Origin of the sequence: Devosia albogilva (genome assembly GCF_042685625.1) — a bacterium.
Taxonomy (GTDB): Bacteria; Pseudomonadota; Alphaproteobacteria; order Rhizobiales; family Devosiaceae; genus Devosia; species Devosia albogilva.
Window position 1 is genome coordinate 1141015 of sequence record NZ_JBHUNP010000001.1, and the last position, 18517, is coordinate 1159531.

General features: G+C 65.5%; 24 protein-coding genes. 14 read left to right on the forward strand and 10 right to left on the reverse strand.

Annotation, left to right across the window (positions count from 1 at the left end; all coding sequences use genetic code 11):
• The 5 genes from ACFSX5_RS05745 (at position 1) to ACFSX5_RS05765 (ending at position 4741) form a co-directional block, all read left to right on the forward strand.
• Positions 1 to 591 carry a thiamine phosphate synthase gene (locus ACFSX5_RS05745; protein WP_386832329.1) on the forward strand — a complete coding sequence of 197 codons (591 nt, stop codon included), beginning with the start codon at positions 1 to 3 and terminating at the stop codon, positions 589 to 591.
• On the forward strand, positions 588 to 1748 hold the full coding sequence (locus ACFSX5_RS05750; RefSeq protein ID WP_386832330.1) for a tetratricopeptide repeat protein: 1161 nt from the start codon (positions 588 to 590) through the stop codon (positions 1746 to 1748). Before ACFSX5_RS05745 ends, ACFSX5_RS05750 begins: the two co-directional genes overlap by 4 nt.
• A gap of 76 nt (positions 1749 to 1824) precedes the next feature.
• Complete coding sequence (locus ACFSX5_RS05755) at positions 1825 to 2619, forward strand: inositol monophosphatase family protein (RefSeq protein ID WP_386832331.1); 795 nt, start codon at positions 1825 to 1827, stop codon at positions 2617 to 2619.
• Positions 2620 to 2722: 103 nt separating this feature from the next.
• The gene (locus ACFSX5_RS05760; protein WP_386832332.1) at positions 2723 to 3712 is read left to right on the forward strand and encodes a flagellar motor protein MotA; all 990 of its coding nucleotides are present in this window, start codon (positions 2723 to 2725) and stop codon (positions 3710 to 3712) included.
• A 3-nt stretch (positions 3713 to 3715) separates the two neighbouring features.
• Positions 3716 to 4741: a peptidoglycan -binding protein gene (locus tag ACFSX5_RS05765; RefSeq protein WP_386832333.1), complete on the forward strand. Its 1026-nt coding sequence runs from the start codon at positions 3716 to 3718 to the stop codon at positions 4739 to 4741.
• A gap of 3 nt (positions 4742 to 4744) precedes the next feature.
• Here the strand turns inward: ACFSX5_RS05765 and ACFSX5_RS05770 are convergent, their stop codons facing one another.
• A complete protein-coding gene (locus ACFSX5_RS05770; RefSeq protein WP_386832334.1) occupies positions 4745 to 6568 on the reverse strand; it encodes an ABC transporter transmembrane domain-containing protein in 1824 nt (607 codons plus the stop codon).
• Positions 6569 to 6778: 210 nt separating this feature from the next.
• Between ACFSX5_RS05770 and rpmE the strand changes: the two genes are divergently transcribed.
• A complete protein-coding gene (gene rpmE / locus ACFSX5_RS05775) occupies positions 6779 to 7000 on the forward strand; it encodes a 50S ribosomal protein L31 (protein WP_386832335.1) in 222 nt (73 codons plus the stop codon).
• 292 nt (positions 7001 to 7292) lie between these two features.
• On the opposite strand, the gene rcdA is transcribed toward rpmE, so the two are convergent.
• The 3 genes from rcdA to ACFSX5_RS05790 all read right to left on the reverse strand — a co-directional run bounded on the left by rcdA (position 7293) and on the right by ACFSX5_RS05790 (position 8573).
• On the reverse strand, positions 7293 to 7811 hold the full coding sequence (gene rcdA, locus ACFSX5_RS05780; RefSeq protein WP_386832336.1) for a protease adaptor protein RcdA: 519 nt from the start codon (positions 7809 to 7811) through the stop codon (positions 7293 to 7295).
• 283 nt (positions 7812 to 8094) lie between these two features.
• On the reverse strand, positions 8095 to 8295 hold the full coding sequence (locus ACFSX5_RS05785) for a hypothetical protein (protein WP_386832337.1): 201 nt from the start codon (positions 8293 to 8295) through the stop codon (positions 8095 to 8097).
• Positions 8296 to 8387: 92 nt separating this feature from the next.
• Positions 8388 to 8573, reverse strand: coding sequence for a DUF1192 domain-containing protein (locus tag ACFSX5_RS05790; protein WP_386832338.1), 186 nt, complete (start codon positions 8571 to 8573; stop codon positions 8388 to 8390).
• Between the two features lie 79 nt (positions 8574 to 8652).
• Here ACFSX5_RS05790 and ACFSX5_RS05795 point away from each other — a divergent pair, with 79 nt between their 5' ends.
• Positions 8653 to 9699: an NAD(P)H-quinone oxidoreductase gene (locus ACFSX5_RS05795; protein WP_386832339.1), complete on the forward strand. Its 1047-nt coding sequence runs from the start codon at positions 8653 to 8655 to the stop codon at positions 9697 to 9699.
• 24 nt (positions 9700 to 9723) lie between these two features.
• Here ACFSX5_RS05795 and ACFSX5_RS05800 read toward each other — a convergent pair whose 3' ends face one another.
• Positions 9724 to 9942, reverse strand: a complete 219-nt coding sequence (locus tag ACFSX5_RS05800) for a hypothetical protein (protein WP_386832340.1) — start codon at positions 9940 to 9942, stop codon at positions 9724 to 9726.
• A gap of 328 nt (positions 9943 to 10270) precedes the next feature.
• Between ACFSX5_RS05800 and ACFSX5_RS05805 the strand changes: the two genes are divergently transcribed.
• Together ACFSX5_RS05805 and ACFSX5_RS05810 are read left to right on the forward strand one after the other, a co-directional pair.
• Positions 10271 to 10987, forward strand: a complete 717-nt coding sequence (locus tag ACFSX5_RS05805; RefSeq protein ID WP_386832341.1) for a DUF1013 domain-containing protein — start codon at positions 10271 to 10273, stop codon at positions 10985 to 10987.
• A gap of 71 nt (positions 10988 to 11058) precedes the next feature.
• Positions 11059 to 11823: a sulfite exporter TauE/SafE family protein gene (locus tag ACFSX5_RS05810; RefSeq protein WP_386832342.1), complete on the forward strand. Its 765-nt coding sequence runs from the start codon at positions 11059 to 11061 to the stop codon at positions 11821 to 11823.
• A gap of 70 nt (positions 11824 to 11893) precedes the next feature.
• Here the strand turns inward: ACFSX5_RS05810 and ACFSX5_RS05815 are convergent, their stop codons facing one another.
• Positions 11894 to 12064 (reverse strand): YdcH family protein, encoded by a 171-nt coding sequence (locus ACFSX5_RS05815; protein ID WP_386832343.1) that lies wholly within the window; start codon positions 12062 to 12064, stop codon positions 11894 to 11896.
• 148 nt (positions 12065 to 12212) lie between these two features.
• Here ACFSX5_RS05815 and ACFSX5_RS05820 point away from each other — a divergent pair, with 148 nt between their 5' ends.
• The 4 genes from ACFSX5_RS05820 (at position 12213) to rpsU (ending at position 14436) form a co-directional block, all read left to right on the forward strand.
• On the forward strand, positions 12213 to 12428 hold the full coding sequence (locus tag ACFSX5_RS05820; RefSeq protein WP_386832344.1) for a YdcH family protein: 216 nt from the start codon (positions 12213 to 12215) through the stop codon (positions 12426 to 12428).
• Positions 12429 to 12447: 19 nt separating this feature from the next.
• On the forward strand, positions 12448 to 12942 hold the full coding sequence (gene purE, locus ACFSX5_RS05825; protein ID WP_386832345.1) for a 5-(carboxyamino)imidazole ribonucleotide mutase: 495 nt from the start codon (positions 12448 to 12450) through the stop codon (positions 12940 to 12942).
• A complete protein-coding gene (locus ACFSX5_RS05830; RefSeq protein WP_386832346.1) occupies positions 12939 to 14036 on the forward strand; it encodes a 5-(carboxyamino)imidazole ribonucleotide synthase in 1098 nt (365 codons plus the stop codon). Before purE ends, ACFSX5_RS05830 begins: the two co-directional genes overlap by 4 nt.
• A gap of 163 nt (positions 14037 to 14199) precedes the next feature.
• Complete coding sequence (gene rpsU / locus ACFSX5_RS05835) at positions 14200 to 14436, forward strand: 30S ribosomal protein S21 (protein WP_386832347.1); 237 nt, start codon at positions 14200 to 14202, stop codon at positions 14434 to 14436.
• Between the two features lie 83 nt (positions 14437 to 14519).
• Here rpsU and ACFSX5_RS05840 read toward each other — a convergent pair whose 3' ends face one another.
• The 3 genes from ACFSX5_RS05840 to ACFSX5_RS05850 all read right to left on the reverse strand — a co-directional run bounded on the left by ACFSX5_RS05840 (position 14520) and on the right by ACFSX5_RS05850 (position 16685).
• Positions 14520 to 15329, reverse strand: a complete 810-nt coding sequence (locus ACFSX5_RS05840; RefSeq protein WP_386832348.1) for an alpha/beta hydrolase — start codon at positions 15327 to 15329, stop codon at positions 14520 to 14522.
• 64 nt (positions 15330 to 15393) lie between these two features.
• Entirely contained in the window at positions 15394 to 16032 is a 639-nt protein-coding gene (locus ACFSX5_RS05845; protein ID WP_386832349.1) for a DsbA family oxidoreductase, read from the reverse strand.
• A 107-nt stretch (positions 16033 to 16139) separates the two neighbouring features.
• Positions 16140 to 16685 carry a tryptophan-rich sensory protein gene (locus ACFSX5_RS05850; protein ID WP_386832350.1) on the reverse strand — a complete coding sequence of 182 codons (546 nt, stop codon included), beginning with the start codon at positions 16683 to 16685 and terminating at the stop codon, positions 16140 to 16142.
• A gap of 206 nt (positions 16686 to 16891) precedes the next feature.
• On the opposite strand from ACFSX5_RS05850, the gene ACFSX5_RS05855 reads away from it, so the two are divergent.
• On the forward strand, positions 16892 to 17098 hold the full coding sequence (locus tag ACFSX5_RS05855; RefSeq protein ID WP_386832351.1) for a SlyX family protein: 207 nt from the start codon (positions 16892 to 16894) through the stop codon (positions 17096 to 17098).
• Between the two features lie 13 nt (positions 17099 to 17111).
• Here the strand turns inward: ACFSX5_RS05855 and ACFSX5_RS05860 are convergent, their stop codons facing one another.
• Positions 17112 to 18515: an NAD(P)(+) transhydrogenase (Re/Si-specific) subunit beta gene (locus ACFSX5_RS05860; protein ID WP_386832352.1), complete on the reverse strand. Its 1404-nt coding sequence runs from the start codon at positions 18513 to 18515 to the stop codon at positions 17112 to 17114.
• Positions 18516 to 18517: the final 2 nt, after the last annotated feature.

The following is an 18517-nucleotide window of genomic DNA, read 5'->3' on the forward strand; positions in this document are numbered from 1 at the left end:
ATGGCCCCCGAGCTTTACCTCATCACCCCGGCGGAAGCCGATGCGCCCGATTTCGGGTCCCGGCTGATGGCCGTCTTGAGCGCCTCCCCGGCTGCCGCCATCCTCGTCCGCCGCGCCAGCCTCGACGAGCGCACCTATGCGCGCCTGGTTGCCGACGTGGTCAATATCGGTCAGGGCGCTGGTGCGGCCGTGCTGGTCGAGGACGACGTTGCACTGGCGAAGCGCCTCGGCGCCGACGGTGTCCATGTCACTGGCGGGCTCGAGGCGGCGCGCGAGGCTGTTTCCGCCCTCAAGCCGGATTTGATCGTGGGCGCGGGCAACATCCGCAGCCGCCACGATGCCATGAGCTTTGGCGAACTCGGCATCGACTACCTGTTGTTCGGTCCTTTGGGTGGGGACACCGACCCCAAGGCGGCGGAACTCGCTTCCTGGTGGGCCGAGACCTTCGAGATCCCGGCTGTGCTCAGCGACCCCGGCGCAACCACGCTCGATGCGGCTGGTGCCGAATTCCTGGCGCTGTCGACCAGCATCTGGTCCGCACCGGCTCCAGCCGATGCCCTCAAGGCTGTGCTTGCGGAGGCGTCGACATGAAACGCCTGCTGCCGCTTACGCTTTTCGCCCTCCTCACCACCGGAGCCCTGGCTCAGGAGCCGGCCGGCGACGACGGGGCGGCGAACGAGACCATCACCGAGGCCCTGACCGAGGCCGAGGCGGGTGGTGAGACCGACACCCAGGCCGAAAGCATCAGCGAAGCCATCTTCGGCCCCCGCGCACCAATCGACTACGCCTATGGTGCGTTCCAGCGCGGCTATTATCTGACTGCCTTCGAACTGGCCTTGCCGCGCGCCGAGCAGGGCGACCCCGCGGCCCAGACCCTGATCGGCGAGATTTATGCCCAAGGCCTCGGCGTCCCGCAGAACCCCGAGCGCGCCGCTGGCTGGTACCAGCTTGCCGCCAACAATGGCGATCCGCTGGCTGCCTTCGCACTGGCGCTCTACTATCAGCAGGGCATAGGCGTGCCCAAGGATCGCGAGCGTGCCGCGCGGCTGTTCCAGCAGTCCGCCAACGCCGGCTACATCCCGGCCAAATACAACATGGCCCTGCTCCACGTCGAAGGGCTCTTCGCCTCGCCGAGCCTCACCACGGCCGCCGCGCTGATGAAGGAAGCCGCCGACGCCGAGCTGCCCGAGGCGCAGTACGACTACGGCACCATGCTGATCGAGGGCGCCGGCGTCGCCCCGAATCCGGAAGAAGGGGCCCGCTATATCGGCCTCGCTGCCGAACAGGGGCTCATCGAAGCCCAGATCGACTATGCCACCCTGCTCTATCTCGGCGAGGGCATCGGGCAGGACGTTGCCGCCGCCGCCGACTGGTACCGTCGCGCCGCCGAGGCCGGCAATGCCGTGGCGCAGAACCGCTATGCCAAGCTCCTCGCCGTCGGCGAAGGCGTGGCGCTCGATCTCGAGGAAGCGGCCCTCTTCCGCGCCCTCGCCCGCCGCCAGGGTCTCTCCGATCCAAGTCTCGACCGGCTCCTCGTTTCCATCCCCGCCGATGCGCTGAGCCGCGCCGAGGAACGGGCCCGCTTCTGGCCGTCGGTGCCGCCCAGCCCGGCGGCCGCGGAGGCAGCTCCTGCCACCTCAGGCGAGACCCTGCCGACCCCGACCGATGCTAGCGAGGCGCCTGCTGCCGCTGGTGGCGCCGCGGGTACGGAAGACACCGAAGCCGAGGCCGCCCCTCAAAGTCCTTGAACCCCGGGGCGTTCTCGGGCATTAACCCCACGCCCGTTCCCGCCCTTCCCATCGTCTTCAGCCGCGGAGTGATCCCATGGCGCGTTCCGCCATTCTCAACGTCATGGTCAATGCTGCCTACAAGGCCGGCAAGTCGCTGACGCGGGATTTCGCCGAGGTCGAAAACCTGCAGGTGTCACGCAAGGGCCCGGCCGACTTCGTCTCCAAGGCCGATCTTCGTGCCGAGCAGATCGTCTATGACGAACTGCGCAAGGCCCGCCCCACCTACGCCTTCCTGATGGAAGAAGGCGGGGAAGTGGAAGGCACCGACGGCCAGCATCGCTGGATCATCGACCCGCTGGATGGCACCACCAACTTCCTCCATTCCGTGCCGCTCTTTGCCGTCGCGATTGCCCTCGAGCGCGCCAACGAGATCATTGCCTCCGTGATCTACAATCCGGTGATGGACGAGCTCTACACTGCCGAAAAGGGCGGCGGCGCTTGGCTTGCCGACCGCAAGCGCCTGCGCGTCGCCCAACGGCGCCACCTCGCTGATGCGCTGGTCTCCACCGGCATCAAGACGCAGGGCACCAGCAATGACGGGCTGCAGATGCGCCAGCTTGCCGCCATCAACCCGGCCGTCGCCGGCATCCGCCGTTCGGGCTCCATCTCGGTAGACCTCGCCTGGCTCGCTGCCGGCCGCTTCGACGGCCTCTATGAGGCCGGCCTTGCGCCCTGGGACGTTGCGCCGGGTCTGCTGATGGTCAAGGAGGCTGGCGGTTTCGTCACCGACTTCGCCGGCCAGGGCGGCTCGGTCTGGAATGGCCAGGTGGTTGCCGGCAACGAGGCGATCCAGGGCGAGTTGCTGAAGCAGCTCAAGCCAATCCACTAGCGCTTCACGCCTGCTGCGGCGGGCGCCTTTGGCATTGTCACGCTTGGTGCCGCTGACTAGTGTGCCAAGGGGCTGATTTGCTTGGGAGCAGCGCGACAGGACGATGACGCAAGGCTACGATCCCTACCATCTTGCCAGCCCCACGGTTTACCTCGTCAAGATTCTGATCTTCCTGGTGCTGGTCGGGCTGGTCGCCGCCATCCTGTTCACCAACATCATCACCTTCTTCTGGGCGAACCCGTTCATCAACTCGATGATCTTCTTCGCCCTGGCCGTCGGTATCTTCCTCAGCTTCCGCCAGATTTTCCGACTCTTCCCCGAAGTGAAGTGGGTCAACTCCCTGCAGGATGGCAGCAGCGCCAATGTGCGCCCGCCGGTCTTGCTGGCCCCCGTCGCTGGCCTGCTGCGCGAGCGGATCGGCGAGGCGATCATCACGCCCTCGGCCATGCGCTCCATCCTCGATTCCGTCGGCAACCGCCTCGACGAGGCCAAGGACACCTCGCGCTATCTGACGGGCCTTCTCGTCTTCCTCGGCCTCATGGGCACCTTCTACGGTCTCCTCGAGACCGTCAGCAGCGTTGCCGGGGTCATCAACACCCTCGATGTCGGCGCTGGTGACACGGCCTCGCAATTCGCCACCCTGCGCGAGGGCCTCGCCGCCCCACTGGGCGGCATGGGCACGGCGTTCTCGTCCTCGCTGTTCGGCCTTGCCGGCTCGCTGATCCTCGGCTTTCTCGACCTGCAGACCAGCCAGGCGCAGAACGCCTTCTACACCGATCTCGAGGACTGGATGACCTCGATGACCGAGCTCGACCATCCGGTCTCGGCGATGCAGGCCAATGCCGGCGGCCCCGACATGACCGCCGTGATCGAGCGGCTCGGCTCGACCATGCAGAACCAGAACGCCTCCCAGAACGCCATTCGGGCCATGGCCGAACTGGCCCGCGGCATCGATGGCCTCGTCAAGCATATCCGCACCGAGCAGGACGACCTCCGCCGTCACATCACCGAGCAGGGCGAGACCAACCGCAAGCTGCGCGAATTGATCGAGGCGGTGCTGAGCCAGGCCGACAACGACGAGCGGCGGAACTAGCCCATGGCTTTCGCGCGCGCCCGCCGCCGGCAGGAGGCCAATTACTGGCCCGGCTTCGTCGACGCGCTGTCGAGCCTTTTGCTCGTCATCATCTTCATGCTGTCGCTGTTCATGCTGACGCAGTTCTTCCTCGGCCAGGAGATCCAGGGCCGCGACACTGCCCTCGCCCAGCTCAACAGCCAGATCGCCGAGCTGACCGAGATGCTGCAGCTCGAGCGCGCCAATGCCGACGATCTCAACAGCCAGATCGCTGCGCTCACCGCCACCCTCGCGACCGCCCAGTCCGAGAACCAGACCCTGCAGGGCCAGCTCGCCGGCATCGGGACCGGTCTCGACGATCGCGACGCCACCATCGCCGGGCTCGAAACCGAGCTTGCAGCCGCCGAGGAACTCTCCGAAGAGGCCAACGCCCAAGTCGCCTTGCTCAACCAGCAGCTCGCCGCCCTTCGCGCCCAGCTCGGCGCCCTTGAAGCGGCCCTCGAAGCCTCCGAGGCGCGCGACGCCGAATCCCGCACCCAGATCGCCGATCTCGGCCGTCGCCTCAATCTCGCTCTCGCACAGCGCGTTCAGGATCTGAGCAGGTATCGTTCAGATTTCTTCGGCCGCCTGCGTGAAATCCTCGAAGGCCGGGCCGATGTGCGTGTCGTCGGCGACCGCTTCGTGTTCCAGTCCGAAGTGCTGTTCGATCCCGGTCAGGCCGACATCCAGCCCGATGGCCTGCCCGAGCTCGATGCCCTGGCCGACGCCATCCTCCAGCTCGAGGAAGAAATCCCGCCCGACATCAACTGGGTGTTGCGCATCGACGGCCACACCGACGTCCGGCCCATCAGCAACGCCCGCTTCCCGTCCAACTGGGAACTCTCGGCCGCCCGCGCCATCTCCGTTGCGCAATACTTGGTCTCGCGCGGCGTTGCTCCGGCCCGGCTTGTCGCCGCCGGCTTCGGCGAGTTCGCCCCGCTCGACCCCGGCGACAGCGAAGAAGCTTACCGCCGCAACCGCCGCATCGAATTCAAGCTGACCGAGGGCTGAGCCCTACCTGGCCGCAACGTCATCCAGACGGAACTGCAGCCGCGCCAGCTCGGCATAGCGCCCGCCCTTGCTGACCAGCTGGTCATGCGTGCCCTGGTCGATGATGCGGCCATTGTCGAGCACCAGGATCGCATCGGCATCGCGGATCGTCGCCAGCCGGTGGGCGATGACGAGCGTCGTCCGCCCCTGCATCAGGTGCTCAAGCGCCATCTGCACCAGCCGCTCGCTCTGCGCGTCGAGCGCACTCGTCGCCTCGTCGAGCAGCAGGATCGGCGCGTCCTTCAGGATCGCGCGGGCAATGGCGAGCCGCTGCTTCTGCCCGCCCGACAGCGTCACCCCGCGCTCACCCACCACCGTGCGGTAGCCCAGCGGCAGGTCCGCGACGAAATCGTGCACCAGCGCCGCCCGCGCCGCCGCCTCGACCTCGGCATCGGTCGCCTCCGGCCGGCCGAAGCGGATGTTCTCCGCCACCGTACCGGCAAAGATGGTCGGCTCCTGCTCCACATAGGCGAAGCGCCGCCGCAACTCCGCCAGCCGCACGTCACGAATGTCGATCCCGTCCACGCGAATACTGCCGGCATTCACGTCGTAGAACCGCTGCAGCAGCGACAGGATGGTCGATTTGCCCGATCCCGAAGCCCCCACCAGCGCCACCGTCTCGCCAGCGCCGACGGCAAAGCTCAGCTCGCTCAGCACCGGATCCATCCCGCCCGGCGCATAGGAGAAGCTCACATTCTCGAACGCCACCGTCCCCAGCGGCGGCACGGGCAAGGCTTTCGCCTCCGCCGGATCGGTGATCGCCGGCTCCGTCGCGAGGATCTCGCTCAGCCGCTCGGTCGCCCCCGCCACCGACTGCAGCGATCCCAGCACCTCGCTGACATTGGTCAGCGCCCCCGAAGCCATCAGCGCATAAACGAGAAACTGCGCCAGCTGCCCGGCCGTGACCGAGCCCTCGAACACCGAACGCGCACCCCACCACACCAGCCCCACCAGGGCTGCCGTGCCGAGAAAGATCACCATCGCCACCAGCGCCGCGCGGGCGAACAGCCGGCGCGTCTCGGCGCGATAGCTTTCTTCGCTATGCCGATCGTAAAGCTCGGACTGCACCTTTTCCTGCGTGAACGACTTCACCGTCCGCGTCGCACCCAGCATTTCGGTCGCCATCGCCGAAAGATCGGCTAGTGCATCCTGCGTCTTGCGCGACATCCCGCGCAGCCGCCGGGCAAAAGTCACCACCGGCACCAGGATCGCCGGGGCTGCCACCACCACGGCGATGGTCAGCACCGGGCTGGTCAGCAGCATCATGGTGAGAGCACCGATGATGGTCACCATCGAGCGCAGCGCCAGCGAGAAACTCGAGCCAACCGCGCCGCGGATCATCGCCACGTCGCCATTGAGCCGGCTGGTCAGTTCGCCCACTCGGTGGGTGTCAAAGAAGCGCGCATCGAGCCGCAACAGATGCGCGAACACCGACTGCCGCAGATCCGCCAGCACCCGCTCGCCCAGCGACGAGATGAAATAGAAGCGCGCCCCGCTCGCCGCGCCCATGATGGCCGCGATGCCGATGATCAACCAGCCATAGCGGGTGATGCTGTCGAGATTCTGCGCCACGAACCCCTGGTCGATGACCCCGCCCAGCATGGCAGGAATCGCGAGCGACGCGATCGTCGACACCAGCAGGAACAGGAGCGTTCCGCTCAGCCGCCAGGGATAGCGCAGCATGAACGGCACCAGCTTGCGCAAGGGCTGCAGGCGCTTGGGATTGATGGTGCTGCCGGTTTCGAGCTTGACGGGAGCGGCTTCCGCCGGGGCGGCCTGATCGGTCATTGCGTGAACACGCTGTTTGGGCCGCTCATAAGGCGACAAGTGCCCGCTCGATATAGGCCTGTGCCCGCTGCGCGGCAACCGGTGCGGCCCCGGCGATTTTGCCGCGCCCCTGCCCTTGCGGTTTCGGCGGCCATTCTGTATGAAGCCCGCCAACAACCCATTCTGGCTCTCCGGGCGCTGCGGCGCCCGTTTGATTTGAGGCGCATCGCGATGAAGGCTGACATCCACCCGGACTACCACACCATCAACGTGGTGATGACCGACGGCACCAAGTACCAGACCCGTTCGACCTACGGCAAGGAAGGCGACACCCTTCAGCTGGACATCGACCCCAAGACCCATCCCGCCTGGACCGGCGGCACGGGCCAGCTGATGGACCGCGGCGGCCGCGTCTCCAAGTTCAAGGAACGCTTCAAGGGCCTCGGCATCTAAGCCGCTCCCGATCGGAATCGAAAAGCCCGGCCATCGTGCCGGGCTTTTTGTTCATTGTCGGCTTGAGTTCCGAACTTCCCACACCCCCGATGTCACCTCGGCCTTGAGCCGGGGCCCATCCTGAGATGTCGCCACCGCCGCCAGGTGGCTGTGCAGCCATCTCAGGATGGATCCCCGCCTCCGCGGGGATGACACCGTGGATGGTTAAGGCACCGCGCTTCACCAGATGCAGGTGTTCATCGCCTCCCTCCCCTCAATGGGGAGGGAATGACGGTGGGGCCCGTTCGCTCCCCTACATCCGCCCGAACGCCGCCTTCAGCCGCGCCAGCTGGTCGGCGATGCCGTTGGCCGACACTGGTCCCGCCTCTTCCGGCACCGGGCTGCGCTCCAGCCGATCAAGTTGCATCACCCGGTCGAACAGCCGGTCGCCGCGATCGATATACTCGATCAGCCGCGCTGGCAGTTCGTCATAGCCGGGGCCGCCGCGTTGCGATGCGGTGGCGGAAAACCGCACCTTTTCCTTCTCGGTGCGGGCATTCTCGGCGGTGATCTCGCCTTCGTTCACCGCCCGCTGCAACAGCAGCCAGGAGGCGAGCTGCATCAGCCGCGTCGTCAGCCGCATCGATTCCGTCGCATAGACGAAAGCGGCCTCGCGCCCAAGCGAGCGGCTTTCGTACCGCCCATCCCCGTCGAGATAGGCGGCGACTTCCTCGATCAGCGCCATGCCTTCGCGGTAGAGGCCGGTAAAGCCTCCCGATGCAACGATGCGCGGGCCCAGGGCAACTGCTGGTTTCGGTTCGGTATCCGTCACGCGTGCCTCCTTGCCCGTTCACTAGGCTGTTGGGGCTTTGTCGTCACGACACAGCCGCAACGAAATTGAAAAGCCGTTAAGGGCCACAAGGTTGAGGCTGGGGAAAAGAAAAAGAGCCGCCAGCGGGCAGCTCTCGAAGTTAACAGGGAGGCGTCAAACAGAGGGAGAAACCGCTCTGCAAATCCAGAAGAGATCTGAATAACGACAAATTAGCGCGTGAACCTTAATCACGCGTTAACAAGACTCGATTTCTTAACCCTGCCTGCAAGACGCCTCGGAGCGACTACTGCAGCTCGGTCGGCGGATGGTCCAGCAGCGTGCGCCCGGCCAGGGTGATCAGGTGCACCGAGCCCACCGTTTCCACCCAGCCCTTGGCCTCGAGCCGCGCCAGCGCACTGGCATCGCCGGCGCCGCCACGGGCGAGCTGGCGCAAATGATCCACATCGAAGCGCCGAACACCCTCAAGCACAGCGTCCCGCATCATGTCGTCGATCCTCCATACAAGCTCAGGTACCGAATCTGCTTTGTAGTACCTACTGGCACCCCTAACGGATGATGCTGCCGGATGGCTCCCACCTACAACTTGAACGCCGCCTCCGCCGCCTTTCGGGTGCTGCCCCGCGCGTCCACCGCTGCGCGGAGGCGAACGATCTCCTCCTCCAGCACCACGATGCGAGCCTCGAGCTCTTCAACCGATAGTCCATCGAGCGACTGCCCGATCTCATGCACCCGGGCGCTCTTGCGCACCTCGTCTCCGTCCATCTTCCTCTCCTTCGATTTCGGCCGGTGATGTTAGCCGAGGGCTCTTGCCGGACAAGTCCGCTTCGCCCAGCATGGTCCAATGAGCATCCCTGACACCATGATCGCCATCGCCATCAGCACCCCGGGTGCGCCGGAAGTGCTGCAGCCGGTCACCACCGCGGTGCCGGAATGCGCCGACGACCAGGTGCTGATCCGTGTCGCTGCTGCCGGCGTCAACGGACCTGACCTGGCACAGCGTGCCGGCAACTACGACCCGCCGCCGGGCGCTTCGCCGCTGCCCGGGCTCGAGGTGGCAGGCGAGATCGTCGCTGTCGGCGGCGATGTTGCTGGCCTTGAGGTCGGGGACCGCGTCATGGCCCTCACCAATGGCGGCGGCTATGCTGAATACGTTGCCGTTCCGCATGGTCAGGTGCTGCCGGTGCCGGAGGGCTGGAGCTTCGCCGAAGCCGCTGCCCTGCCGGAAACCTGGTTCACCGTCACCCAGACCCTGGTCATGCGCGCCGGCCTGCTCCCCGGCATGACCGTTCTCGCCCACGGCGCTGCCGGCGGCATCGGCGGTGCTGCCGTGCAGATCGCCACGTTCCTGGGCGCCCGCGCCATCGGTGTGGTCTCCAGCCCCGAAAAGGCTGCCTATGCCCACGAACTCGGCGCCGCGGCGGTGATCGACACCAGCCGCGAAAACCTGGCCGAGCGGGTCATGGCGCTGACCGAAAACCTCGGTGTCGATCGCATCGTCGATCTCGTCGGCGGCGACATGGCCGCGCTCAACGTCAAGATCTCGGCCCGCAATGGCCATATCGTCCAGGTGTCCACCTTGGGCGGAGGCACGGCCAGCGTGCCGCTGCGCGCCATCATGGCCAAGGGCCTGACGCTATCGGGCTCCACCCTGCGTCCGCAGACGTCCGCCACCAAGGCGGCCATCGCCGACCGCATCCGCACCGATCTTCTGCCGCGCCTCGCCGAAGGGCGCCTGCCACGCCCCCGCATCACCCGCTTTCCGCTTGCAGTGGCCGCCGAAGCCCACCGGCACATGGAAAGCCGCACCCACATCGGCAAGCTGGTGCTGGAAACAGCGTTCGGACTGGAAGCACAGGCAACAGGAAAAGGCCCGCTCACGCGGGCCTGATCCGAAACATGAGGCTTGCCGAGGCTACTGCGCCGGAGCGGTGGTGGTATCCGTCGCGGGAGCCGTGGTCGTGTCCGTGGCCGGCACGGCGGGCTCGGTGGTGGTCGTGGTGTCGGTGGTAGTCGTGGTGTCAGTGGCCGGTGCCGTATCGGTCGCCGGGCCGCCCGAATTGTTCATGAAGACAAAGACGAGCAGCACGAGGACAACGACGACGACGATGCCGATGATGACATTGCGGTTCATATGGCGGTCTCCATTAAGCGCCAGCAATCAACCCGCATCCGGGCGATTGGCTCCATCATCATCGTTGCAAAGATGACGTGCTCAAGGCAGCCGTGCCCAACCCGTTCCGCCTGCACGCTAACCACCGTGATGCACCGACCTGGGCTAGGCCGTTGGCGGGCCCGCATGGGCCGGCAATCTCTCCCATCGATTAGTGAGCCCCACCGCCCCAAATCCGTTGCGGATGCACCATCTTCGTCTTATATTATCCACGTTCCCCCTCACGACTGAAGCATGAGGCGGAGCGGCCGGGAGGAAGACCCGCCGCGCCACCAGGAGTTTTATTCTTATGACCCAATTGTTGATGCCTAAGGCAACCGCTGTCTGGCTGGTCGACAATACTGCCCTGTCGTTCGAACAGATCGCCGCCTTTTGCTCGCTGCACCCGCTCGAGGTGCAGGGCATCGCCGACGGCGATGTTGCGGGCGGCATCATGGGCGTCAATCCGATCCAGAACGGGCAGTTGACCCGCGAGGAAATCGAGAAGGCCGAAGCCGATCCCAACTACCGCATGAAGGTCAGCGAGCCCAAGGTTCGCGTCGCGGCCGCCAAGCGCAAGGGTCCGCGCTATACCCCGATTTCCCGCCGCAACGAGCGCCCTAACGCCATCAAGTGGCTGGTGCGCAACCATCCCGAGCTCAAGGACGCCCAGATCATGCGTCTGGTCGGCACCACCAAGGCCACCATCGAGTCGGTGCGCGAATCCACCCACTGGAACGCTGCCAACCTGACCGCCATGGACCCGGTGACCTTGGGCCTTTGCAGCCAGATCGACCTCGACCTCGAGGTGAAGCGCGCCAGCAAGGGCGCCGCGCCCGGCGAAGAGCTCGCCGAAGGCACCACCCTGCTTACCGCCGAGGAAGCGCTGGCCCGCAGCAATGCCCGCGCCGAGCAGGAAGGACAAGGCGAAGGCGGCTACGAACGCGCTGCCGAACGGCAGGACGATTTCGACGCCGATTCGGTCTTCTCCAAGCTCAAGTCGCTCCGCAGCGACACCGACAACTAGGTTCCACGGAACCGAACACCAGGCCCCGCCCGCAGCGGGGCCTTTCTTTTGCGCTTCCCGCCGGCTCCTCCATGCAATTCGACCCCATCTTCGTCACCGTTGCCGTGATCGCGGTGCTGATCGTCGGCCTCTCCAAGGCGGGTCTGCTCGGCAGCCTCGGCATGGTCGGTGTGCCGCTGCTCAGCCTGGTCATGCCGGCTCGCGACGCCGCCGGCATGATGCTGCCGGTGCTGCTGGCCATGGACGTGATCGCCGTCTGGACCTATCGGCGCGATCTCAACTGGCACATCCTCAAGCTCATGCTGCCGGGCGCAGCCATCGGCACCCTCCTGGGTTGGCTGCTCTGGTCGGTGGTTTCCGACGCGGCGGTGCTGCTTTTCGTCGGCGTCATCACCCTGCTCTTCGTGCTGGATGCCATCCTGCCGCTGCGCAAGAAGCTCGAAGGTCTGCCGCCGTCACGCGGCTGGGGCGGCTTCTGGGGTGCCGCGGTCGGCTTCACCAGCTTCATCAGCCATACCGGTGGCCCGCCCTTCCAGATCTACGTGCTGCCGCAGCGCCTCTCTCCGATGGAGTATTCCGGCACCTCGGCCTGGTTCTTCGCCATCGTCAACACGGCCAAGCTGGTGCCCTACTTCTTCCTGGGACAGCTCAGTGTAAGCAACCTGGCCCTCTCCGCTGCCCTGGCACCGGTGGGCATCGTTGGCGTCTTGATCGGGGTGGTGCTGGTACGCCGTATCTCCATGGTCTGGTTCTACCGCATCGCCTACTGGCTGGTGTTCCTGCTCGCCCTCAAGCTGATCTGGGACGGCTCGCGCGCCATCTTCTGGGGGCTCTAGGCATCAAAAAAGGGCCGCGACAGCTGCCGTGACCCTTTCCCACTCCCGCAACGAGCGGTTGCCGCTTTTCTTACGGGTTCTGAGTGTAGCGGTAGAGTTCGTCCTTGACCTCGAGCTTCTTGCGCTTGAGGGCGCTGATCATCATCTCGTCGCGGAGGCGGTTTTGCATCTCCGACTGGATTTGGCGATCGAGCTCCTGATGGCGACGCTCCAGCGCCGCGATATGGCCTTCGGTAGTCATGACAACTCCTTTCAGAACCACTATGGACGAAGCGATGGTCACAAATCTTTCACGCATTGTCGACCCGCTTGTCGGCATGTGTGAAAGCTGGTGCAAAATCCAAGGCCATCGGTTAACCACAATGGTGTGATCTCGGGGCTCGTCACACATGCTGCAGCTCACCAAGGAGCAGGAGGCCGTCCTCGGCCTCGAACTGGCGACCAAGCGGCAGGAGCACGCCGATCTCAACGCGGCCATCGACACGCTCACCCAGTCGCACGTGGCCGACCGCATGCTCATCCAGCGCCTCAAGAAGCGGAAGCTCGCGCTGAAGGACCGGATCGTGCAGCTCGAGAACATCCTGCTGCCAGACATCATCGCCTGAGCCGCCGAGAGGAGCCCGCATGCTGACAAAGCCCCCGGTCGCCATTGTCATGGGCAGCCAGTCCGACTGGCCCACCATGCGGCTTGCCGCCGAGACGCTCGAGTCGCTCGAAGTCGAGTACGAGGCGCGAATCGTTTCCGCCCACCGCACCCCCGAGCGCCTGGTCGACTTCGCCACCACCGCCCGCAGCGAGGGCTTCAAGATCATCATCGCTGGCGCCGGCGGCGCCGCCCACCTGCCCGGCATGATCGCCGCCATGACGCCGCTGCCGGTCTTCGGCGTGCCGGTACGGTCCAAGGCGCTCAACGGACATGACAGCCTGCTCTCGATCGTGCAGATGCCGGGCGGCATCCCGGTCGGCACCCTCGCCATCGGCGAACCCGGTGCCATCAACGCCGCCCTGCTTGCCGCAGCGGTCCTCGCCCTCGCCGATGACGAGTTGGCCGACCGGCTCGACGCCTATCGTGCCCGCCAGAGCGCAATTGTTCCCCAATTCCCTGCAGACAGCGAGTGAGCGTGAACGAAACGCAACCCAAACCGCTGCCATCCGGCAGCACCATCGGCATTCTCGGCGGTGGTCAGCTCGGCCGCATGCTCTCCCTCGCCGCCAGCCGCCTCGGCTTCAAGACCCACATCTTCTGCCCTGATCCGCAGAGCCCCGCTTTCGACGTCACGCCCCACAAAACTGTCGCCGCCTATGACGACGCCGCCGCCCTCCAGCGCTTCGCCGAAGCGGTCGACATCGTCACCTACGAGTTCGAGAACGTCCCTGCCGCGACGGCCGAAATCCTGAGCAGGATCAAGCCTTTGCGTCCCGGCGCCAACGCCCTCGCCATCTCCCAGGACCGCCTCGCCGAGAAGGCGTTTCTCGCCAGCAAGAACATCCCCGTCGCCCCTTACCGCGCTGTCGAGACCAACGCCGACCTAGCCGACGCAATCGCCGCCCTCGGCCTGCCCGCCGTTCTAAAAACCACCCGCCTCGGTTACGACGGCAAGGGCCAGCGCACCCTGGGCAGCGATGCCGATCTCGCCCCCGCCTTTGCCGACCTCTCCCCGAAACCTCTGGTGCTGGAAGGGTTTATCCCGTTCAGCAAGGAAATTTCGGTGGTCGTCGCCCGTAGCCTCACCGGCGAGGTCAAGGCCTACGACCCCGCCGAAAACGTCCACCGCAACCACATCCTGCACACCAGCACCGTCCCGGCGACCATCTCCCCGACATTGGCCCGCCAAGCCGGCATGATCGCCACAGCCATCGTCATTGCGCTCGATTATGTCGGCGTGCTCGGCGTCGAGTTCTTCGTCGTGCCCGCAGACGGCCGAGAGACCCTGCTGGTCAACGAAATCGCCCCGCGCGTGCACAATTCCGGTCACTGGACCGAGGCCGTCTGCCTCACCGACCAGTTCGAGCAGCATATCCGCGCCATTGCCGGCTGGCCGCTGGGCGATCCCGCCCGCCTCGCCGACGTGGTCATGGAAAACCTGATTGGCGACGAAGTGTTGGCACTGCCGGCAAATCTCGATGGCGATACCCAGCCGCACCTCTACGGCAAGGCCGAGGCCCGCCCCGGCCGCAAGATGGGACATATCAACCGCATCGGGCGGAACTAAAGGCGTTGCGGCCGGTTTTTCTGCCCGCGGCAGTGGACAACCCGGAGCCGCTGCGCTATAGACGCGGCCACGGTGACCGGCAGCGCTGGTCGGCGACGGTGCCCTTTGGCGCTGGCGCTTACTCCAAACCCATTATGTCAGGCTTTGAAAGGGCGGTTTACCTTTGCAAGTAGTCGTTCGCGATAACAACGTTGATCAGGCGCTGCGCGCGCTCAAGAAGAAGCTGCAGCGCGAAGGCGTCTTCCGCGAGATGAAGCTGCGCAACTACTACGAAAAGCCGTCCGAGAAGAAGGCTCGCCAGAAGGCTGAGGCCGTGCGCCGCGCCCGCAAGCTTGCCCGCAAGCGCGCCCAGCGCGAAGGCGGTATCGCTGCCGCTCCGGCCCGCTCGGCCGCTCGGTAGTCCAGCCTGACTACTGACAGAATCAGCGCCGTCCTTCGGGGCGGCGCTTTTCGTTGTGCCGATGGAGAAGAGAGTGGCGCTGGTTATTGCGCCATTGCCCGCTCGAAGAACGCCTCGGCCCGTGGCCAAATCCCTCGTGCCCAAAGATCGCTGTGGCCGGCTCCGGGCTCGATCCAGAGCTCGTCCTTGTTCGGCACCAGCTCGTAAAGCCGCTCACCATTGCTGACATCGATGACAACGTCGGCCGTCCCATGCGCCACCATCACCGGCTCGCCCACATCGGCGATCCAATCGTTCACCGGAAACTGATCCTGCATCACCCAATGGACCGGCAGGAATGGGTAGCGCTCCGCCGCCACCGTCACGGCCGACAGAAACGGTGTCTCCAGCAGCAGCGCTTCGGCATCCCGCTGGCTCGCCACATAGGTGGACGGCCCAGAGCCGAGCGAGCGACCCCAGATCACCATCGGGAAACCCTTCTCCGCGGCCCAGTCATAGGACGCGATCGCATCCGCCAGCACATTGTCCTGCGTGATTTCGCCGGGTGACGCCGGGAAGCCGCGATAGTCGAACGCCAGGAAGCCATAGCCCTCCGCCACGAACTGCTCATAGCGCTCATGCTCGGCCGTGAAGCTTCCGGTGTTGCCCTTGAAATAGACGATCAGCGGCTTGCCCGGCTGCGGTGGCTCGTACCAGCCGGCCAGTACCCCATCGCCGGACTGGATCTCAACCGCCTCGGCCCGCGACAGCAGCGTGCCATCGAGCGGCGTTATCTCGCCGCTCGCCGAATACTGCAGGGACCGCTGGTTCAGATACATGTAGCCGACCACGCCGGCATAGGCGATCACCAGCAGCGCCACCAGCCCCGCCAGTACCCTCAGGAATATCCGCACGACGCCCCTCTCGTTCGTTTCGCGCCGACCCTACACGAGCGGGAAACTGCGTCCACCCGGTCTCTCAGAGTTCGGCGATGGTCCGCCGCAGCGCCTCGTCGAACACTTCGTCGGGCTGCGCCCCGGACAGCGCATACTTCTCTGCGAACACGACAAACGGGACGCCCCTGATCCCCTGTTCGGCAGCACCGACGGCCATCTGCCGGGTGATATCGAGTTCGTTCTCGTCGTTCATCGCATCGAGCGCGTCGCCCCGGTCCCAACCGAACTCCACGGCGATATCGGCCAGCACATTGTCATCGTTGATCTGGCGGTGCTCGAGGAAATAGGCGGCGGCGATCGCATTGGCCAGCTCGTGCTGGTTGCCGTTGGGCTTGCTCAACCGCGTGATCGTATGGGCTTTGGCGGTGTTGAACATCCGCGGCTGCCGCGACAGGTCGAGATCGATCCCCGCCTTTTTGGCCTCGCTCTCCACCCGCTCCCACATCTCCTTGGGATCGCGGCCATATTTCTGGCGCAGCATCTCGCCGACGTCTACGCCCTCGGGCGGAACGTTCGGATCGAGGTAGAACGGGTGATTGTTGATCTCGACCTCGATGTCGGAGTCGAGCCGTGCCAGCGCCGCATCCAGTCGCGCCGAACCGATGAGGCACCAGGGGCAGACCACGTCGGTGAAGAGGTCGATCTTGAGCAGTTTGGACATGGGCGCCTTCCGAAGTCGGCCGGCAGCCGCCGGCGGGAGCATATGCTCCTCACATGGCGGCTGAACGGCTCATCGGCAAGAACGCACCTCGGTGTAACCGGCTCGGGTCACAGCGTGTTGTTGACGTTGGTCACCGCGAAGGGTGGCGCCCAGGCGGCTACCAGCGCGAGGCCCATGGCAGCGCTCAGCCCCATCCAGGCGACCCCGGGTGCCATCACAAGGCCGGCCTGCCGTGACACTGCCGACACGCGCAGCGTGGTGGCGATTCCCAGCAGGAGCAGCGCCATGCTGATCATGCTGAGGGCCAGAGAGTCGAGCGGCAGGACGACGAAGGGGAAGGCGATCATGCCCAGCATCAGCGCTACCAGCCACCAGCCAGCCTTGCGGCCAGCCTCTCCGCGCTCCGCAACCATCCAGCGCGCCGCGCCAAACAGCGGCAGCGTCACCAGGTGCATCACGGCACCGAACCAGCCGGGCAGCCCGAACGGGGAGAAGAACAGCGGCGGATTGCCGGTGATCTGCCCCACGCCATTGGCGATAACAAAGACGGCAAGCGGCAAGGCAGCGCTGAGCGTCAGGCCCAGCAGATCGTGCCGGTCGGCGTCGAGCAACGACGCCTTGGGAGGAAGAGGAATTGCCTTGATGGTCGCCATTTCTGGGCTCCCGTGACTTGCCATTTCGTGGCAGATCAATTCCGGGCGCTGACGCAAAGTTCCGCTTACGTCAACTTCGTGATCGAGCCTCTGCGATCACCGTGACGTGAGCGAAATATCTGCGGGAGCCGAAAACTGGTCCTGCCGTGCGGCGTCACATAGGCGCTCCCAAGGCCCCGGACCCCACCTGAACAGGAGTTTCTACGATGTCTGACGACAAGGATCGGATCGACGCTCTCGAGACCCGCATCGCCTATCAGGAGCAGACCATCGATGAGCTGAATTCGGCGGTCACCGATCAATGGGCGCTGATCGAGCAGTTGCGCCACAAGGTCGAACAACTAGAGCAACAAGTGCTCTCCGGCAGCTTCATCGCCGACCCGGCGACGGAGAAGCCGCCGCCGCACTACTGAGGCCAAACGGGCCTCAGTGACCCAGCGCCTTGACGATGTCCTCGGTGACCTTCTTGGCGTCGCCGAACAGCATCATCGTATTGTCGCGGAAGAACAGCTCGTTTTGCACGCCCGCATAGCCTGCAGCCATGCCGCGCTTGATGAACAGCACGGTGCCAGCGTCTTCCACGTTCAGCACCGGCATGCCGTAGATCGGTGACGTCTTGTCGGTCTTGGCCGCCGGATTGGTCACGTCATTCGCACCGATCACGAAGGCGACGTCTGACTGGGCGAACTCGGAGTTGATGTCTTCGAGCTCGAACACTTCGTCGTAGGGCACATTGGCTTCGGCGAGGAGCACGTTCATGTGTCCCGGCATGCGGCCGGCCACCGGGTGGATGGCGTATTTCACCGTCACGCCTTCCGCCTTCAACAGGTCCGCCATTTCGCGCAACGCATGCTGCGCCTGCGCCACCGCCATGCCGTAGCCGGGCACGATGATCACCTTGCCGGCATTCTTCATCAGGAAGGCAGCGTCGTCGGCAGCCCCCTGCTTGACCGGCCGGTCGTCCTCGGCGGCACCGGCGATCGAGGTATCGGCGCCGAATCCACCCAGGATCACCGAGATGAACGAGCGGTTCATCGCCTTGCACATGATGTAGCTCAGGATCGCACCCGACGAGCCCACCAGCGCCCCGGTGATGATCAGCGCGGTGTTGCCGAGCGTGAAGCCGATGCCCGCCGCCGCCCAGCCCGAATAGGAGTTGAGCATCGACACCACCACCGGCATGTCGGCGCCGCCGATGGGGATGATCATCAGCCCGCCCAGCACCAGCGCCAGGATGGTGATCAGCCAGAACAGCAGCGGGTCGGCCGTAACGGTGAAGGCCCAGACCAGCCCGATGATGACGAGGCCAAGGACGATGTGGATGACGTGCCGCGCCGGCAGGATGATCGGCTTGCCGCTCATATTGCCGTTGAGCTTGGCAAAGGCGATCACCGAGCCGGTGAAGGTGAAAGCACCAATGGCGACGCCGATGCTCATCTCGACGAGGGCCTGGGCGTGGATATCGCCCGGCACGCCGATGCCGAATGCCTCCGGCGCGTACAGCGCCGCCGCCGCAACGAACACCGCAGCAAGGCCCACCAGCGAGTGGAAGGCGGCAACGAGCTGGGGCATGTCGGTCATCTTCACCGTGCGCGCCATATAGGCGCCGATGCCGCCGCCGATGCCGAGGCCGCCCACGATCAAGAGCCAGCTCAGCCAGTCCGTCGGCGCCGCCACCAGCAGCGTGGTGACGATGGCGATGCCCATGCCGACCATGCCGAAGGTATTGCCCTGGCGGGCTGAAGACGGGTGCGAAAGCCCGCGCAGCGCCAGGATGAACAAGACGCCCGAGACGAGGTAGAGCAGAGCCGAGATGTCCCCCGAGATCATGG

Bases quoted from the DNA above. Each gene is read 5' to 3' on its own strand.
- ACFSX5_RS05745 (WP_386832329.1), top strand. From the start codon at position 1: ATGGCCCCCGAGCTTTACCTCATCACCCCGGCGGAAGCCGATGCGCCC.
- ACFSX5_RS05750 (WP_386832330.1), top strand. From the start codon at position 588: ATGAAACGCCTGCTGCCGCTTACGCTTTTCGCCCTCCTCACCACCGGA.
- ACFSX5_RS05755 (WP_386832331.1), top strand. From the start codon at position 1,825: ATGGCGCGTTCCGCCATTCTCAACGTCATGGTCAATGCTGCCTACAAG.
- ACFSX5_RS05760 (WP_386832332.1), top strand. From the start codon at position 2,723: ATGACGCAAGGCTACGATCCCTACCATCTTGCCAGCCCCACGGTTTAC.
- ACFSX5_RS05765 (WP_386832333.1), top strand. From the start codon at position 3,716: ATGGCTTTCGCGCGCGCCCGCCGCCGGCAGGAGGCCAATTACTGGCCC.
- ACFSX5_RS05770 (WP_386832334.1), bottom strand. From the start codon at position 6,568: ATGACCGATCAGGCCGCCCCGGCGGAAGCCGCTCCCGTCAAGCTCGAA.
- rpmE (WP_386832335.1), top strand. From the start codon at position 6,779: ATGAAGGCTGACATCCACCCGGACTACCACACCATCAACGTGGTGATG.
- ACFSX5_RS05785 (WP_386832337.1), bottom strand. From the start codon at position 8,295: ATGATGCGGGACGCTGTGCTTGAGGGTGTTCGGCGCTTCGATGTGGAT.
- ACFSX5_RS05790 (WP_386832338.1), bottom strand. From the start codon at position 8,573: ATGGACGGAGACGAGGTGCGCAAGAGCGCCCGGGTGCATGAGATCGGG.
- ACFSX5_RS05795 (WP_386832339.1), top strand. From the start codon at position 8,653: ATGAGCATCCCTGACACCATGATCGCCATCGCCATCAGCACCCCGGGT.
- ACFSX5_RS05800 (WP_386832340.1), bottom strand. From the start codon at position 9,942: ATGAACCGCAATGTCATCATCGGCATCGTCGTCGTCGTTGTCCTCGTG.
- ACFSX5_RS05805 (WP_386832341.1), top strand. From the start codon at position 10,271: ATGACCCAATTGTTGATGCCTAAGGCAACCGCTGTCTGGCTGGTCGAC.
- ACFSX5_RS05810 (WP_386832342.1), top strand. From the start codon at position 11,059: ATGCAATTCGACCCCATCTTCGTCACCGTTGCCGTGATCGCGGTGCTG.
- ACFSX5_RS05815 (WP_386832343.1), bottom strand. From the start codon at position 12,064: ATGACTACCGAAGGCCATATCGCGGCGCTGGAGCGTCGCCATCAGGAG.
- ACFSX5_RS05820 (WP_386832344.1), top strand. From the start codon at position 12,213: ATGCTGCAGCTCACCAAGGAGCAGGAGGCCGTCCTCGGCCTCGAACTG.
- purE (WP_386832345.1), top strand. From the start codon at position 12,448: ATGCTGACAAAGCCCCCGGTCGCCATTGTCATGGGCAGCCAGTCCGAC.
- ACFSX5_RS05845 (WP_386832349.1), bottom strand. From the start codon at position 16,032: ATGTCCAAACTGCTCAAGATCGACCTCTTCACCGACGTGGTCTGCCCC.
- ACFSX5_RS05850 (WP_386832350.1), bottom strand. From the start codon at position 16,685: ATGGCGACCATCAAGGCAATTCCTCTTCCTCCCAAGGCGTCGTTGCTC.
- ACFSX5_RS05855 (WP_386832351.1), top strand. From the start codon at position 16,892: ATGTCTGACGACAAGGATCGGATCGACGCTCTCGAGACCCGCATCGCC.
- ACFSX5_RS05860 (WP_386832352.1), bottom strand. From the start codon at position 18,515: ATGATCTCGGGGGACATCTCGGCTCTGCTCTACCTCGTCTCGGGCGTC.